10 protein-coding genes are annotated in these 17,002 nt (G+C 53.7%); 5 read left to right on the forward strand and 5 right to left on the reverse strand.

Annotation, left to right across the window (positions count from 1 at the left end; genetic code table 11):
• Positions 1–5: 5 nt before the first annotated feature.
• From FW415_RS00205 to FW415_RS00225, 5 genes are all read right to left on the reverse strand, one after another.
• On the reverse strand, positions 6–1,328 hold the full coding sequence (locus FW415_RS00205; protein WP_148382305.1) for a glycoside hydrolase family 71/99-like protein: 1,323 nt from the start codon (positions 1,326–1,328) through the stop codon (positions 6–8).
• Positions 1,329–1,387: 59 nt separating this feature from the next.
• Positions 1,388–2,065 carry a DUF3823 domain-containing protein gene (locus FW415_RS00210; RefSeq protein ID WP_210420795.1) on the reverse strand — a complete coding sequence of 226 codons (678 nt, stop codon included), beginning with the start codon at positions 2,063–2,065 and terminating at the stop codon, positions 1,388–1,390.
• Between the two features lie 22 nt (positions 2,066–2,087).
• A complete protein-coding gene (locus FW415_RS00215) occupies positions 2,088–3,974 on the reverse strand; it encodes a RagB/SusD family nutrient uptake outer membrane protein (protein ID WP_148382307.1) in 1,887 nt (628 codons plus the stop codon).
• A gap of 11 nt (positions 3,975–3,985) precedes the next feature.
• On the reverse strand, positions 3,986–7,126 hold the full coding sequence (locus tag FW415_RS00220; RefSeq protein WP_148382308.1) for a TonB-dependent receptor: 3,141 nt from the start codon (positions 7,124–7,126) through the stop codon (positions 3,986–3,988).
• 123 nt (positions 7,127–7,249) lie between these two features.
• The gene (locus FW415_RS00225; RefSeq protein ID WP_148382309.1) at positions 7,250–9,490 is read right to left on the reverse strand and encodes a GH92 family glycosyl hydrolase; all 2,241 of its coding nucleotides are present in this window, start codon (positions 9,488–9,490) and stop codon (positions 7,250–7,252) included.
• A gap of 368 nt (positions 9,491–9,858) precedes the next feature.
• Between FW415_RS00225 and FW415_RS00230 the strand changes: the two genes are divergently transcribed.
• The 5 genes from FW415_RS00230 to FW415_RS00250 all read left to right on the forward strand — a co-directional run bounded on the left by FW415_RS00230 (position 9,859) and on the right by FW415_RS00250 (position 16,956).
• Positions 9,859–12,288, forward strand: a complete 2,430-nt coding sequence (locus FW415_RS00230; RefSeq protein WP_148382310.1) for a hypothetical protein — start codon at positions 9,859–9,861, stop codon at positions 12,286–12,288.
• A gap of 110 nt (positions 12,289–12,398) precedes the next feature.
• On the forward strand, positions 12,399–13,025 hold the full coding sequence (locus FW415_RS00235; protein ID WP_148382311.1) for a hemolysin III family protein: 627 nt from the start codon (positions 12,399–12,401) through the stop codon (positions 13,023–13,025).
• 117 nt (positions 13,026–13,142) lie between these two features.
• The gene (locus FW415_RS00240) at positions 13,143–13,487 is read left to right on the forward strand and encodes a YciI family protein (RefSeq protein WP_148382312.1); all 345 of its coding nucleotides are present in this window, start codon (positions 13,143–13,145) and stop codon (positions 13,485–13,487) included.
• Between the two features lie 4 nt (positions 13,488–13,491).
• A complete protein-coding gene (locus FW415_RS00245) occupies positions 13,492–14,739 on the forward strand; it encodes an RNA polymerase sigma factor (RefSeq protein WP_246858865.1) in 1,248 nt (415 codons plus the stop codon).
• A gap of 318 nt (positions 14,740–15,057) precedes the next feature.
• Positions 15,058–16,956, forward strand: coding sequence for an FG-GAP-like repeat-containing protein (locus FW415_RS00250; protein WP_246858866.1), 1,899 nt, complete (start codon positions 15,058–15,060; stop codon positions 16,954–16,956).
• Positions 16,957–17,002: the final 46 nt, after the last annotated feature.

Consider the following 17,002-nt stretch of genomic DNA (forward strand, 5'->3'; position numbering starts at 1 on the left):
CGGCATCAACGCACCGGCTTCGTGGCGGAGAACCCGCTTTCCCCACGGAACCAGCGGCCTGCCTGGCCCGTCAGCCAGAGGTAGTAATCGGAATCCAGGTCCGCTTCAATGCCGACGAACCTTTTATCCCCATGCAAGGGCAGCTCGCCTTCTTTCGCGCATTTGTAAATAGCCGTGCCTTCATCTATTTCATCGAACATGGCTACGTAAAGCGACTTCGCCCCGGATATCTTCGCTCCCGCCACCTGTTTCCAGAGGAAATCGCCCTTCAGGCGCGGAATGGAATTGTACTGTGCGGGGTCGTTCTTCAGGTTGCCCCAGCTGAAGCCGGGGAAGGCCAGCGGCACGTAAGTAATGTTGTTGTTCCTGCACCATTGCACATCCCCCGCCAGTTCCGCCGCGGCTACATTGTTGTAGTTATCGCTGTTGTACCGGCCAACGGCCCAGGGCATGATGATATCGCTTTTTTTGATGAGCGTATGCAGGAGCGGAGAATTCTCGGTGTCATTACGCATGCTGCGCCAGTAATACGGCACACCCAGCATAACGGAGACTTTTTTCTCCGGGCCTTTCAAACGGTCCACCAGCTTGTCCACATCCGCGATGGTGTATTTCCGGTTATCATTGAAGCCCACGCCCCATATGGTCACCAGCGGCTTTTTATTATGCCGGAGATAGGTGGGATGCGTTTTATTGTCGAACAGGGAAAAGAGATTTTGCAGTTCTGCCCAATCCTGCTCCAGGTATGCCACATCCGCGGCGGTGCAGCCGCTGAGATCATACATCACGCAGATGGCGCGGTCGTATTTCTTAGCCGCCCTGAGCGCGTTTTCCAGCACTTTATTGAAATGCCGTTTGCCTTTGGGGTTGGATTCCTTTATTTCCACCACAAAGCGTTGCATGAACACCCCGTCGATACCATAGTCCTTCATCCATTTGAAATGCAGGTCTATCGTTTCTTCGTCATATGGACTGTACATCGTCACATCCGAGCCGTCCGGGTAGGTGAATGGTGTTTTATAGGTTTTGGTGTATTCCGTCATATCCGGCCAGAAGTCCACCGTAGAGCAGCCCGGAAAAAAACCGCCGCAGCTGCCGTTGGTCAGGTGGTACCATCCGCGTTCGGAAGCATCGCCTTCGGCGGCAAACCAGCCCTGGTAACCGGCCATCACCAGCTTGTCATACGCCGTATAAAGGCAACCGGTCTCATCATACACTTTTTCCTGTACCGGGGGTTCCGGCGGGTTGGGACCGGGTTCCGCTCCGCCGCTGTTCCTGGAGCAGGCCAGCAGCAATACTATTCCGGTGGCTATTAATCCTTTCATCATCAGCTTTTTTTATAGCAGGCGCCGGCCAACTGTAACCGGCGGCCGGCGCCTGCAGGGTTTTAAAGATCTATTTCAACAACAGGTGCGTAGTTCAGCTTGGCCTGCGAAATATCCACTACGGCCCCTGCCCTGAAGTAATACTTCCTGCCGGCAGGCAGCTGCGAGGAATGCGCCGCCACATCCAGCGTGAGCGTGTACACCTGGTTCGGATCAGCTACGGCATTGATGTTCTGCTCCGCTGCTACGAGGCGCATCGGTTCACCCACCCGCGAATCGGAATGCACATACAACCCTATTTTCCGGATGTTGGTACCGACAGTCTGCTGCAGTTTGAACGTGGCCGTTACAATGTTCCCGGATCTGGTGATGCTGGGTTCCAGCACGCGGATGTAGGGCGTCACCGAAAAGTCCAGCGTGGTTTTGCCCGCTATCCTTATCTCCTGCGGCTCCACACTGATAAAATTGCCGTTCATGGGCGTAACCGTGTACGTGTTTTCGAACAACAGGCTGTTCTCATACGTGCCATCGTTTTTCACGATGAGGAAGAACGGCGATACCGGATCATATCCATGTTCCAGCAACTCTATCTGTGTGCCGGAAATGATATCCTGCTCTACCAGCTGTTTGGTATCGGCATCGATGAACCGGCCGGAAAGGCCTGCGGTGGGGCCGTCGTAGTTATCCTTTTCACAGGAAGCCAGCGCCACAGCCGCTATTAAAAAAATCGATCTTAACATTTTCATAAAAACAGTTTTTCAGTTAGTACTGCGGATTCTGCACAAGGCCATTGGAACCTATACCTGGAATGAAGCGGTAGTAGGACCTTTCGGTGAATGTTCTGGGATTGGAATTGGGCAGGTTCACCCGCACGAAGATGTATTTCGTTTCAGGCAATGCCCGGAGATCCTGCAGCGGCAGTATGGCATGCACCATGCGGTTGTTGAACTCGGTATGGTATTCCCTTCTGCGGATGAGGTCCCAGAACCTTTTGTTCTCGAATGCCAGCTCTACCCTTCTTTCCCGCTGTACATTCCCCACGGTCAGCGGGATGTCCACAGTATGGCCCGCGCGTTTGCGGATATCATTCAATGCTTTTGCGGCCGCGGCAGCATCACCCGTTCCGCTTTCTATCACTGCTTCCGCGTAGTTGAGCAATATTTCGGCATAGCGGAATTCCATGAAATCCGTAGTGCTCTGGTTCCATCCGGGCGTGATGGGATTGAGCTGGTTCATGAACTTCTTGAAGGAAAAGCCCGTGCGGGTGTTGTTGCCGCCGTAGGTATCGAAGCCGGAGTATTGTGTGGTGCTGGCGGCGCCGTAAGTATAGTAGGTGGTGCCGTTGATGGTGATGTTGTCATTCGTGCGGATCACGGCGCTGCCGTCAGGCCTTACATAACCGGCCTGAATGATGATGGGTGTTCCCTTCCAGTTGGTTTGCGGGAGGATGGCGGTGCCCCACAGGCGGGCATCTTTTCCCTCGAATATCTCGTTCGGTGAATCGAAGCGGATGTAATTGAGGGAAGGATTATAGCCGTTGTAGTCGTTTATGTTCCCTTCCACGGTGGTCACCACCGGCGCGCTCACGCCGGGATTGTCATACCGCTCGTAGGTATCCACGAGGTCCAGCGTGGGGTTCATGCGGCCGGGATGCGGCCAGCCATTGGCCGTTTGCGCCGGCTGGAACCAGATATCGTAGTTGTGGCCAAGATTGTTGCCGGGCAGGGTGTAGCCTTTGATCATGATGGCCTCGTTACCCGCGGTGTTGGGGTTCTGGAACAGCAGGCGGTAGTTCTCCGCCGCTTCTTCCGGGCTGGCGGGGCTGGGCATATACAGGCCAAACTTGCCGGAGGAGATGATCGCTTCGTTTGCCAGGATGCACTGGTTATAATATCCTGCGGCGGCGGATGCATCCAGGCCCACAAGGCCCTGGGTAGCGGCATTGCCGGAAAGCGGCGCGCGGTTCCAGAATTTGGCGATGGATGCGGCATGCAGGGCGGCCCTGGATTTCAGCGCATAGGCCATCCATTTGTTGGCGCGGCGGCCGGTGCCTTCACCCAGATTATCGATGGCCTGATCGCACAGTTCCATTACATAGTCCCAGGTTTCTTTTTCCGTACTGCGCGGCACTTTCAGACTTTCCACATCGCCGGTGTACTGCTGCGTGGCTTTAATGAGGGATACGCCGCCATACCTTTTGGCCAGCCCGAAATAGGCGAAGGCTTTGATGAAGGCGCTTTCGCCGGTGAGGGCGCGGCGTTCCTCTTCGAGGATATTGAGGTTGGGGATCGCATCGGCCAGGAGGTTCACGTCCCGGACCAGTTTATATCCCTGGTCCCACCAGTGAAAATCCCCATCGCCCAGGAAGTCGCCAAACTCGGTATGGGCCGCTTCATCCGTGATCATGGCCGGAACGAATCCGCCATTGTTGGGATCGCCGCCGTTCTGATTGAAGCCACCCCTGAAATATGCGAAATCTTCCGTGGGCAGCTGAAAATACAGGTTTGCCATGTACAGCTTCACGCCTTCGGGATCGCTGAAGAGATCTTCCGCGCGTATCTTGTCCGTCGGCTGCAGCTCCAGCACGGAGTTGCAGCTAAACAGCAGCATCCCGGCAAACAACATCATTAATTTCTTATAGTAATACATAACCAGAGTCTTTAGAAGTTTACGTTGAGGCCAAAGTTGAAGGTCTTCATGAGGGGATAGTTAAATCCCGCATTGAACAAGCCTTCCAGCCTTTCCGGGTCAAATGCCTTTACAAAAGGATCAGCGAAAGTGAGCAGGTTGAAGCCGCTGGCAAACACACGTATCCTTTTGATGCCGGTAATGCTGTAGAGTTCCGGCGCTACGGTATATCCCAGCTCCAGGCTCTTCAGCCGGGCATACGAAGCATCCTTGCGCCATACGGAACTTTCCGCATACATCTTGCCCACATCGCCATTGAAACGGGAAGCAGGCCATTTCCCCGCCACCCATTCGCTGTTGGGATCATAAGGGTCCGCCTTATGCCAGCGGTCGAAGAAATAGGCGGGCGTATTGCCGCGGAAAGCCAGCACCTCCGCATACACTTCGCTGAAACGCACGGTGTACATGGCTGCGCCCTGCCAGAGCATGTTGAGGTCAAATCCTTTGTAAGACATGTTCAGGTTAAGGCCGTAGTTCATCTTTGGATTTTTGCCCGCGGGGTTCTGGTTGTTATTCGTGCCGTTCGCGCCGAGGAACATCGGCAGCATATCCCGGTCGTCCACAACGCCGTCATTATTCACGTCCGCATATTTGAAGTCACCGGGCAGCTCGCGGATATTGGCCTGCGCACCGTTCTGTATGGGATATTTCGATATCTCTTCGAGGGACTGGAACTGGCCCAGGTACGTGTACGCCCAAACGATATCATTATACCGGTTGGCCGCGCCGTTGCGCCATTTCTCCCAGCTGTTCGTAAACGGGGTGCTTTCCACGTAGAGGTTCATCATACGGGAGAAGTTGAAGTTGGCGGATACGTTGTAGCTGAACTCCCCGATCCTGTTCTGATGCCCGATGGTGAAATCGAAACCCTTCACCCGGTCGCTGTTGAGGTTTTCCTGCGGAAGCGTGCCGCCAAAAGTATTGGGCAGGGAAACGTTGCGGAAGGCCAGCGTGCCTTCACGGTCGCGTTTATACACATCAAACTCGAAAGTGAATTTGTTCTTCCACAGACCGATGTCTATGCCGATGTCCGTCACCTTTGATTTTACCCAGCTCAGCTGCTGGTTCACGATAGCCGGGGAAGCCGCGCCATTGGTGAGTGAGCCGTTATCAAATTCGTAGGTCCCGCCACCGCCGGTGGAGAAGCCTGCAATATACTGGAAGGGATTGCCGGCATCCTCACCCACAAGGCCATACGAAGCCCGGATCTTCAGGTTGCTGATCACGGGAAGGTTCTCCCTGATGAAATTCTCCTCCGAAAGCCGCCATCCGCCGGATATCACGGGGTAGAACGACCATCTTTTGTCAGGATGATACCGGTAGGAGCCATCCTGCCGGAAGGCAAAATCTATCAGGTATTTGCTTTTGTAGTCGTAGCTCAGGCGGCCTACGTAAGACAGGTTGGCGGTCTGTGTTTCAATACCGCTGTTCTCCATCTTCGCCGTACCGGCGGAGTTCACCTGGTCGTTCGTATAAAAATCGTAGAAGCGCCGGAGGTACCCGTCCCGCACCCAGAACTGCTGCTGCTCCACGACCATCGTAGCGCCTACATTGTGGGCTTTTGCGAACGTATGGCTATAGTTCAATTGCGCCTGCAGGGTCACGCGGTTATTGTTGGAATAGTTGTTGCCGATGCTGGCGGTGCCCACCCTTTGCGGCTGGGCAATGTATTCATCCCCCACATAGGTGTACAGCTTGTAGCCTTTCTGCAGGTCTTTATTGGAATAGTTGTTCATGTCGTAAGCCGCCATGCCGCGCAGGGTCAGCCCCTCCACGAAAGGAAAGGTATAGGTCAATGCCACGGAAGACTGCACATTGCGGTTGATGCTTTCGTTGTAACCGGTCACACCCGCCTGCGAAAGCGTTACGGGGTTCTGGTTGGACGGGGCCACCACCGCCGGATAGGAAGGATTATTATTCGCATACACTTTATCCGTTGGCAGCGTTACACGGGTGCCTTTGAAGATGTTGAAGAAATTTTCGCCCGGCACCATTCTCACATCATACCTTCCGGCGATGAACACTTCAGCCTTCAGGTTCTGATGCAGCATGGTGGTGATATTGGAGCGCAGGTTGAAGCGCTTGTAATACATATCGTTGCTTTTCAGCAGGCCCAGCTCATCCGCGTAGCCGAAGCTGAAGAAGTACTGCGTTTTGTCCGTGCCGCCGGAAGCGGAGATATTGTGCTGTTGCTGCATGGTGGAGTTCTTCATGGCAGCGGCGTACCAGTCCGTGCTCTCATAACCCGGAGCGCCATCGATATACTTCTGCAGCTCATCTTTGGGGAGGAAAGGTGTTCCCCTGCCGAAGATATCCGCGTCATTGCGCATCTGCATCCACTCCGATGCATTGGCCATGCGCGGCACATCTGTAGGTTTCATGATGCCCACAACGCCGGTGTAGTTGAAATCCACCTGGCCGGCCTGGCCTTTTTTGGTGGTCACGATCACTACGCCGTTGGAAGCACGCAGACCATAAATCGCCGCGGAAGCATCTTTCAGGAACGAGATGCTTTCAATATCATCCGGGTTGAGGCGCTGGAATTCCGAAGCGCCGTCCCTGGCAATGCCGTCGATCACGAACAGCGGTGTGCCGAAACCCCGGATATTGATCATGTTGTCGAAAGTGCCCGGTTCGCCGCCCAGCTGGCGGATCTGCAGGCCCGCCACCTTACCCTGGAGCTTTTGCGCCATGCTGATATTGGTAGTGGTCTGAATATCCTTTGCGGTGATATTGCTTACCGCGCCGGTGAGCGTTTCTTTTCTGCGGGTGCCGTACCCCACCACCACTACGGCGCTCAGCTGCTCTTCCGAGGAAGTGAGCGCTATATCGATAGTGCTGCGGCCATTGATATCTTCCGTAAGCGTGGTCATGCCCAGGAAGGCGAAGGTAAGCCGGGTGGCCTGTTGCGGAACGGTGATGGAATATTCACCGCGTGTATTGGTGGTAACGCCGGTCCTTTTACCGGCCGCATCCAGGGTAAAGACGCTGACGCCGGGGAGCGCCGTGCCGTCTTTTGCGTCCGTAACTTTCCCGCTGATGACTTTTTGCTGTGCCAGCAGGCAGAGCGGGACAGTGCATAGCAGGATCACGAGGAAATAAACTTTCTTCATAACGTTTTTTTTTCGTTCAGTCGATTAAATAATGGTGATAAAACTGTGCTGGTTGTCCAGGGATCTAAGGTGGATAGAAGATAACGTGTTGCATGTTGGTGGAATAAGGTATTGGTGATGAGATCATTCAGCATCCGGACGGCCCCAGGCCTTGTCCGGCAAAGGCCCCATTTCCAGCTCCAGGTGCCCGCCGGCTATCAGTTGCTCGTGTGTGAACCAGGGCGTATGGAGCGTTTCGCCATTGAACTTTGCCTGTTGTATATACTTGTTGACGGATGAACAGTTGTTGGCGGTAATGCGGAACACCTTGCCGTTGGGGAGCTGCAAACTCACCTTGCTGAACACAGGGCTGGTGATGGTGTACACGGGCAGGCCGGGCGTAACGGGATAGAAGCCCATGGCGGTGAACACCACGAAAGCCGTCATACCGCCGCCGTCCTCATCCCCGGGAATACCGAAAACATTGTCCGCAAACCAGGTATCCAGCAGAAAGCGGGTGCGCTTCTGCGTTTTCCAGGGAGCATCGGTGAAATTGTAGAGATAGGGAATGTGAAAGCTCGGTTCATTGCCCATGGAGAACTGGCCGACGAGGCCGGTTGCATCGGGGAATTTGCTCCAGAATTCATACCTGGAACGGTCCAGCCCCTCGCGGAACAACTGGTCCAGCTTCTTTTCAAAAGCCTTGCGGCCGCCCATCAGGGCGATCAGTCCGGGTATATCCTGCTGCACCTGCCACATATAGGTGTAACCGTTATTCTCGTCGTAATAATCGCGGCCGCCCATGCCGCCATCGAATTTCGGGTCTATCATCACCCAGTTGCCCTTGTCGTCTTTCGGCATGAAGAGCTGTTTCTCCGGATGCCAGAGGTGGCGGTAATTGCGGCCCCTGGCGGCGAACAATGCCGTATCCGCCGTTTTGCCCAGGTCTTTCGCCATTTCTCCCAGGGCCCAGTCGTCATAACTATTGCCAAGCGTTACGGCAACAGATTGTCTTTTTTCAAAACCATGCACCCGGTCTATGGTTTCTTTTTCACCGGGATGCAGTGCGGGGAAATAGCCATGCTGGTAATAATATTCATCCAGCACTGTTTTCTCTCCATTCCGCCAGGGTAGCATGGTAGCTTCGGTGGCGTTTTTGAACATGCCTTCGTAGGCTTTCTGCACATCGAAGTTGCGCAGCCCCTTCCGGTAAGCGTCGAGGAAAACGATGGAAGAATGGAAACCGTTCATGCAGGCATGGTCGCCGAACAGCACCGGGAAGGTGGGCATCCAGCCGCTTTGTTCGTACATGCGCACGTAGGATTGCAGCATGTCTTCCTCGGCGGCGGGGTCGAGGATCATCCGCAGCGGATGATGGGCGAGGTAAGTATCCCACGACCAGTCATCCACATAGAACGGACGATTATCCCGGTTGACCTTTTTATTATATCCGCTGTAATACTGTCCGTCTTCCGTAATGTCCACCATGCGCTCATAACACCGGTACAGGGCCGTGTAGAACGAGCGGCGCTGCGCGGCCGTGCCGCCTTCCACATTGATCCGGGACATCACTTTCTCCCAGGCTTTCCTGCCGTTCTCCGAAACTTCCTCAAAGGAACGGCCCATCACTTCCGCCTCGAAATTCTTCCGCGCCTGCTCCGGACTGACATAACTGATGGCATACCTCAGCTCCACATCCTTCACCGCTGCCGGGAAGGTGATGAAAGCCCTGGCCCCCTGCCCCGAAACCGCCTGCTGCGGTCTGATATTGCCGCCTTCCAGCACACCCGGCTTCCCGGCCTGGCTGAAAACGCCATACATATATACCTTTACTTCGCCCTGGTACGTTTCCATGCCCCGCAGCGCATTGCCCGGCAGAAATTCCCAACCGGCCTCACCGGGATTGTACACGCCCAGCAATATGGACTTGTCCCCCGCATCTTCCGGGAAACGGAAACGGAAGATCCCGGTTTTCTTTCCCACGGTAAAATCCACCGTCACGCCTTCATCGATCAGCAGGGTGGAATAATACCAGGGGCGGTTGACCTCCAGGTCATGGTCCCAGGTCATCCGGGAGCGCCAGCTTTCCACGCTGACCGGCAGGATAGACGGTTTGATGGAAAAAACCTGGCCCAGGCGATGGGATACCACATTCAGGGGGAAACTGGAGATCTGGTCGTCCAGGAAATCTTTCCGCTGCGGTGTAAAACGGACCATCTGGTTCGGCAGCTGTACCGTGGGGCGGGTAGGCTCCAGCAGGTGGCCGACCGACCCGATCGTGGGGTCCACATCATTCAGATTAGACCTTTCTACAGATCTTGCCGCATTACAGGCGATGCCCAACATCCAGACAGATAAAAAAAATAAAAGCGATTGTTTCTTCATAACCGGACAATAACGTATTGGAATATGGATGCAATAAACCCGGATGCCGCTAACAAAAGCATTAATGAAAACACTAACCGGGAAATTAATTTTATTAATTTTTTCAATGTCATGATTATCAAAATAGTAGAAAGGAATTAATTTTCTAATTTGAATAAGGAAAAAGCAGGGATTTTAAGTGTAAGCCTTACGTATAACTGAAGCCGGAACAGGCTTTGGCGGGGTGGAATGCGCCCGGCGGTTAGTTTTACATCAGAAATTAAGTACTTTGTAGCTCATTGGATAATAAGCCTCTCATGGGGAGATATTTTTACTGTTTACTGTATATTATATTAACTGTTCAGTTCGCAAACGGCCAATCTCACGGGTTGGCATTTTCCAGTCACGAGGTTGTTCCGGAAAAAAGGACTTCGCTGGACCTGACGCCGACGGACCCGGTATGCCTGGGAGACGTTACAGAAATTTCCTTTGACCTGATGCTGCGGCCTAACCTGGAAACCTATTTCGGGTACGTTATGCGGTTGCTGACCAGCGACCACCGGAATATCGACCTGGTATATAACCAGCGGCTGGCTACCTTCAATTTTGTGATCAGGGAGGTCATTACCGGCAGTTTTGTGATCGATACGGCGCAGATATTCGGGAAATGGAGCCGGTTCAGGCTGCTTTTCGACGGCAAGCGGCAGGAAGCATCCTTTTATTATAATAATGAACTGATCGCCAAAGGCCACATCGGGCTGGACAAGCAGCCCTGCGCCCGGATATTCTTCGGCGCCAACAGTTTTGAAGGTTTTCAGACGCTGGATGTTCCCCCTATGCGGATAAAGGATATCCGCATAAAGGCAGACGGCAAGCTGATCCATTACTATCCGCTTTCGGAAAGCAGTGGCACAACGGCGCAGGATGAGGTCACCCGGCAGGCCGCCCGGGTAAAGAACCCGGTATGGATCAAGCCGCGGCACCAGCATTGGGAACAGGTAGCGGCCTTTCAGACAAAAGGGGCACCGAGCACGGCGTTCGACAAAAAACAGGAAGTCCTCTATATTGTTACGGTGGATTCGCTGTACCGCCTGTCACTGAAGAACATGACCCTGACCGGCGAGCCTGCGGCCCGCAGCAGGGACATACTGCCCGCCGGGAACCAGTCCGTGTACAGCAACACGCAAAACAGGCTGTACAATTTTTATATCGATGAAAAGCAGGTCAGCACCTATGACACCGCCAGCCGCTCCTGGGATTCCGCTTTCAGTTCCATGGAGCTGACCGAGTACTGGCAGGCCAACAAGTTCCTCTCGCCGCAGGATTCCGCTTTATATATCATGTGCGGCTACGGCCAGCTGCAATACAAGAACCTGGTACAGCGCTATCATTTCCCCACCCGGCAGTGGACGCTGGTGCCGGTAAAAGGCGATACGCTCATGCCGCGTTACCTGGCCGCACTGGGCCTCAATGAAACGAACGATACGGCTTTTATCATGGGTGGCTATGGCAGCAACACAGGCGATCAGGCCGTTAATCCGAAATATAATTACGACCTGATGGCCTACAGCATCGGTGACAGCACTTTCCATCTGCGCTATCACCAGCCGGAGCCGCCACGCCAGTTCTGCTTCGCGAACAGCCTGGTGATAGACCCTGCGGGGCAGGACTATTACACGCTGATCTACCCGAACGATCAGTTCAATTCCTCCCTGCAGCTGATCCGCGGATCATTGCATCAGCCGGGTTACCAGCTGATCGGCGATACCATTCCTTACGCTTTTTATGATGTCCGCTCCTTTGCCGATCTTTTTTATTCCCCGGTCAGTCAGAAACTGGTGGCCGTTACGTTATACCATTCCAAAGAAAATATTGCCAGCGTGAAGGTGTATACGCTGGACTTCCCGCCCAATCCCGCGGAGCCGGCAACAGCGGCCGCAGCCGGCGGCCGGGGCTACTGGATGTACCTGCTCGCCGGCATCGTGCTGTTAGCAGGCATTTTGTTATGGCGGAAAAAGCGCAGGCCCGCGGAGACCGTGCCGGACAATGCAGCTTTCCCGGAGGAAGAGACGGAAAAACATCCGGAGACTTCCGCCATTTACCTGTTCGGCCAGTTCGAGGTGTTCGACAAGGAAGGGCAGGATATCACCAAACTGTTCACCCCACTGCTGAAAGAGCTTTTCCTGCTGCTGGTGGTGCATTCCATGAAAGACGGCAAAGGCATCGCCTCCGAAGAGCTGTATGACATCCTGTGGAACGACAAGTCCCCGAAGGATGCGCGCAACAACTTTTCGGTGAACATCGTCAAACTGAAAGCCATCCTGGAAAAGATCGGCGGGTTCCATATCGGCAGGGAATCCGGGAAGTGGAAGCTGGATGTACTGGAAGAGCATATTTATGTGGACTACCAGCATTTCATCCGCCTGCTGCACGATCATCCGCATGGTATCGATCATGCCTTTGTACATGGATTGCTGGAGATCGTGCACCGCGGCGCGCTGCTGCGCACAGTCCATTATGAGTGGCTGGACCCGTTGAAGTTCGATACATCCGTACAGGTGATCGACCTGCTGCTGAAATACGCATCCCGGGCGGACCTGCATGCGGAAGCGGAGTTTATTGTCAGGATAGCCAATGCTATTTTCCAGTTCGACAACCTGAACGAAGAAGCGCTGGCCTGGAAAAGCAAAGCGCTCATCCACCTGGGAAGGCACAGCATGGCAAAAGAAACCTACGGGAAATTCGCCAAGGAATACCGCGAGAGCTACGGGCAGGATTTTGGCAAATCGCTGGTGGAGATCACGCAGCAGGCCGGATGATACATCATGCGGAAAAATTTTCACCAGTCATGATATCAATCATCCGTTCCCCTTTTTTATCTCAGCCCTGCCCCTCATAAATTCCCTAATTTTAACCCAAAATATCCTTTATGTCCATCTACAGCCGTAAGCAGGAAATTATAAACGGGTTGATCCACGGCCTTGGGGTAGCATTCGGCGTTAGCGGGCTTCCGGTGCTGATAGGGCTGGCAGCCGCGCATGGCAATACCGCCGGTGTTGTTGGCGCCGGTATCTACAGTTTCTGTTTCATCCTGCTTTTTTCCAGTTCCACGATCTATCATCTTTCGCTGGAACCTGCTGTTAAAAAGATATTCCTGATCTTCGATCATATCAGCATTTATTTCCTGATCGCCGGTACTTATACGCCTTTTCTGCTGGTGTATATGAATGATGCTTTCGGCATTTCGCTATTGTCCGTTTTATGGGGCCTGACCATTGTGGGTGTTTTCTTCAAGATCTGGTTCACGGGCCGGTTCGATATCATCAGCACGATCATTTACCTGTTAATGGGATGGATCATGATCGTTGGCGGCCGGCGGTTCTACGACGAGCTGCCGCTTTCCATATTGATACTGATCGCCACGGGCGGCGTATTGTACTCGGTTGGGGTGATATTTTATATGCGGGACAAGGGAACGTACAGCCATGCCATATGGCATACATTTGTGCTGGTGGCTGCCATCTGTCATTATGTGGCGGTTTTGCTGGCGATGTAACGCGCACGGCTGGGCGTCAGGGCGCGGGCTGCGCTTTTCTCCGATAAAATAAAACGCATTTTTGTCCCCGTACGGTACCTTCAATCGTTGTGAGCATGAACCATAAAATTTAACACAATGAAAGAGTTTGTATTGATTTTCAGGAACAGCAGTAATCCGCATGCCAGCCCTTCCCCTGAGCAAATGCAGGAGAGAATGAACTGGCTGGCCGGTGTTGCGGCGCAGAACAAGCTGGCGGACAAGGGCAACAGGCTCTCCGCCACCGCGGCAAAAACGGTAAAACCCGGCGGCGTGGTAACGGATGGCCCGTACACCGAGATCAAGGAATTTATCAGCGGCTATATGATCGTAAAAGCCGCTACGATCGAAGAAGCCGTGGAGCTGGCGCAAAACAACCCGATCCTCAAAGGCGGCGGCAATGTGGAAGTGAGGGCAGTATTGACGCCGGAAGAGAAATCATAACACCTTGACAGCAAAAACAGCATACCAGGAGCTTTTGCCTCACCTGTTCCGGCTGGAATATTCCAAAATGACGGCAGTGTTATGCCGTCATTTTGGCTTGCAGCATATCGGGATCGCTGAAGATATTGCCAGTGAAACTTTTCTGAAAGCCACGGAAACCTGGGCCATCAGCGGCATACCGGAAAACCCCGCCGCCTGGCTCTATACCGTTGCCAAAAACAAGGCGAAAGACCATTTCAAACGGCAGAAACTTTTCGACACAAAGGTGCGGCCGGCCATCCGGCAGGATGAAACGGAGCCTGAACCCGATTTTTCACAGCAGACCATTACAGACAGCCAGCTGGCGATGATCTTTGCCGTCTGCAACCCCGGCAATTCAAAAGAAGCCCAGATCTGTCTTGCACTGCAGATCCTTTGCGGTTTCAGCATCACAGAGATTGCCGGTGCATTTCTCAGTAAACCGGAGACGATCAAAAAAAGACTGCTGCGGGCGAGAGCGAATCTGCGCAACGACAATTTCCAGATCAGGGAACTGCCCGGGGCGGCCATCCGGTCCAGGCTGGAAGTAGTGCTGCGGACCTTATACCTTTTGTTCAATGAAGGGTATGCTTCCCGCTCCGGCGATCACCTGATCCGGAAAGATCTGTGTTCCGAGGCCATCCGGCTTGCCCTGCTGCTGGCCGAGAATCCGCTGACCAGCCTGCCCGAAACCAATGCCCTGCTGGCGTTGATGTGCTACCAAAGCTCCAGGCTGGATGCCCGGGAAGATGAAACCGGGGCGGCGGTGTTATTTGAGCAGCAGGACAAGGACCGCTGGAGCCGGGAACTGATCGATAAAGGCAATCACTACCTGGTCAATGCCTGCACCGGGAACGAAGCCTCAAAATACCACCTGGAAGCCGGCATTGCCTATTGGCACACCACCCCTGACGCCGGCAAAAAATGGGAACATATCCTCACGTTGTACAATCAGCTGCTGGTGTTGGAATACTCTCCCGTCACCGCATTGAACCGGACCTTTGCCTATGCCAAAGTGTACGGAAAGGCAGCTGCGCTCAGAGAAGCGCTGCAACTGCAGCTCGAAGACCTCAGCTATTATCATTCTCTTTTAGGCTACCTGTATACCGGTGATGATACCGGAAAAGCGCTCTCCCATTATGCCAAAGCCATCAGCCTGACAAGATCTCCCGCTGAAAAGAAAACCCTGCAGAAAGAAATGGAGCGGCTTCGCAAAGCCCAAAAAGGCGGGTAAACCTGCATTATCCTGCCGCATTCATCAATAGCTGTGCTTTATCCTCCGACATGCAAAAGACCCGTTGGCGCGTTATTAATTGATAATCAAATCAATAACCCGGAAATCCATGCCCAGATCATTAAATAATATTTAATTTTTTGTTACCTTATGTTTAATTTAGTTAAATAACCTTATTTTAATACTTTATAACACTTAAATTTCACGTTTTTACGGCCGATAGCCAGGATGTGCCGCCCCGAACATGCAAATCTGAAATACCCTGACCATCACGTCCCCGATCCTTCATGTAACCTTCAATTTTAAAACTGATCAAAAATGAAAAACACAAACTCAAAGCGCGGCAGCATGCTGATGTCATGCCGGCACCCATTCGTTGTAATCCTGGCGGCAGCGCTGACCCTTGCGGGATGCCGGGTAAAAGAGCTGAATGACCTGGAAAAGCCCCTGCGGCCGGACGCCCTCCTCTCCTCCGTATCCGCACAGGCATTACCACCGCTGAACGAGATCAAGGTAATGTCCTACAACGTCAGGAAGACCATTGCCGGTGATCCTTTTACGCTGGACCAGCGCAAAAGCTACATCATGCAGATCATTCTCGATGAGGATGTGGACATCTTCGGCATCCAGGAACTGGCGGAAAATGATATGGAAGCCTGGTTCAATGCAGAACTGGCAGCGGCCGGGTATGGCGTGTACAACTCTGGTCCGGCTAACGGCTCCCCCAAATCCATCTGGTACAAGAACTCCCGCTTCACCCGTACCAATGCCGGCTGGTTCACCATGAAAACGCCGGACTACCGCAGCGGCAAATGGGTGGTGCTGCAGGACAAGCTGGTGCCTTCCAACAGCTATTTCGTCTGCAACAGCCACTGGACCACCGAAAGCTCCGCGCAAAGGAATATGAATGCGGACAGTGTGATCGATGCGATCTCCACCAACAACACCCAGAACCTCCCGGTTATTTGTCTTGGTGATTTTAATGCCGTTCCCGGCACTTCCGAGATCAACAAATTGAAAGGCGCCTTCAGTATGGTAGATGCGCTGTTCGAGGGTTCCGGCGAGCCAACTTTCCATGGCTGGGACGGCATCGGCAACAGCAAGCTGGATTACATCATGAGCACCCGGGACCTGGCCTTCACCAGCTCCGATGTGATCACCACCAGCTTCAGCGTTGGCGGGCAAACCCTCTGGCCATCCGACCACTGGGCCATTGTAGCCTCCTACGTTCCCGCTATATTCGGCGGGCCGCATACCGACGCGAACGGCAAAAGCGCCAGCGCCAACACGAATTTCTATTTCGCTGATATCAACGGTGACGGGAAAAACGACAAGATCTACTGGAACCGTACGTTTGACGATGGGAAAACAAGGGTGTTCCTCTCCAATGGCAACGGCACCTTTGCCTCCGGCGCAGTGACCCATGCGGCAGGGGCCTCCACTGTATCCACTACCCGGTACTATTTCGCGGATGTAGACGGCGACGGCAAAGCAGACCAGATCCGCTGGGACCCCACACAAAACTCCGGCCGCACACAGGTGTACCTCGCCACAACGAACGGCAATTTCAGCGCCACCGCCGTCAGCAATCCGGAAGGCACCAGCCAGGGTTCCACCACCATATTCCATTTCGCGGATGTGAACGGCGATGGCAAGGCGGACAAGATCTACTGGAACTCCACCTTCGACAATGGCCATACCCGCGTGTACCTGGCTACTTCCGGCGGCAGCTTCAGCGGGTCCGTTGTGTCAGGCGCAGAGGGAGCCAGCACCACGGCCGGCACCACATTCTATTATGCCGACGTGAACGGAGACGGCAGGGCCGATAAAATACTCTGGCATCCCTCGCTGAACTCCGGCAAAACCATGGTGTACCTGTCCGACGGCGATGGTACGTTTACGGCCTCTTCCGCTTTCAGCAATTCCGGCGCCACCAGCGGCCTGAGCAGCACAAAATTCTATTTCGCGGACGTGAACGGCGATGGCCGGGCGGACAAGATCTACTGGAACCCCGGCAATTATCTGGGAGAGCCCAAGATCTACTATTCCGAAACAACGAATGCCTTTAAAGGTCCCATCTATTCACTGAGAGGTACTTCCCAGAGCGCCAATACGATCTACTATTACTCAGACATCAGCGGCGATGGCAAAGCGGACAAGATCCGCTGGAATTATGGCGAGTACACCGGGGAGCTGAGAAACTATTTCGGTAAATAACTGATCCGTAACACCTCATGCAGCAGCCCTCATTACCGGATATTAA

Source organism: Chitinophaga sp. XS-30 (assembly GCF_008086345.1).
In the GTDB taxonomy this organism is placed as follows: Bacteria; Bacteroidota; Bacteroidia; order Chitinophagales; family Chitinophagaceae; genus Chitinophaga.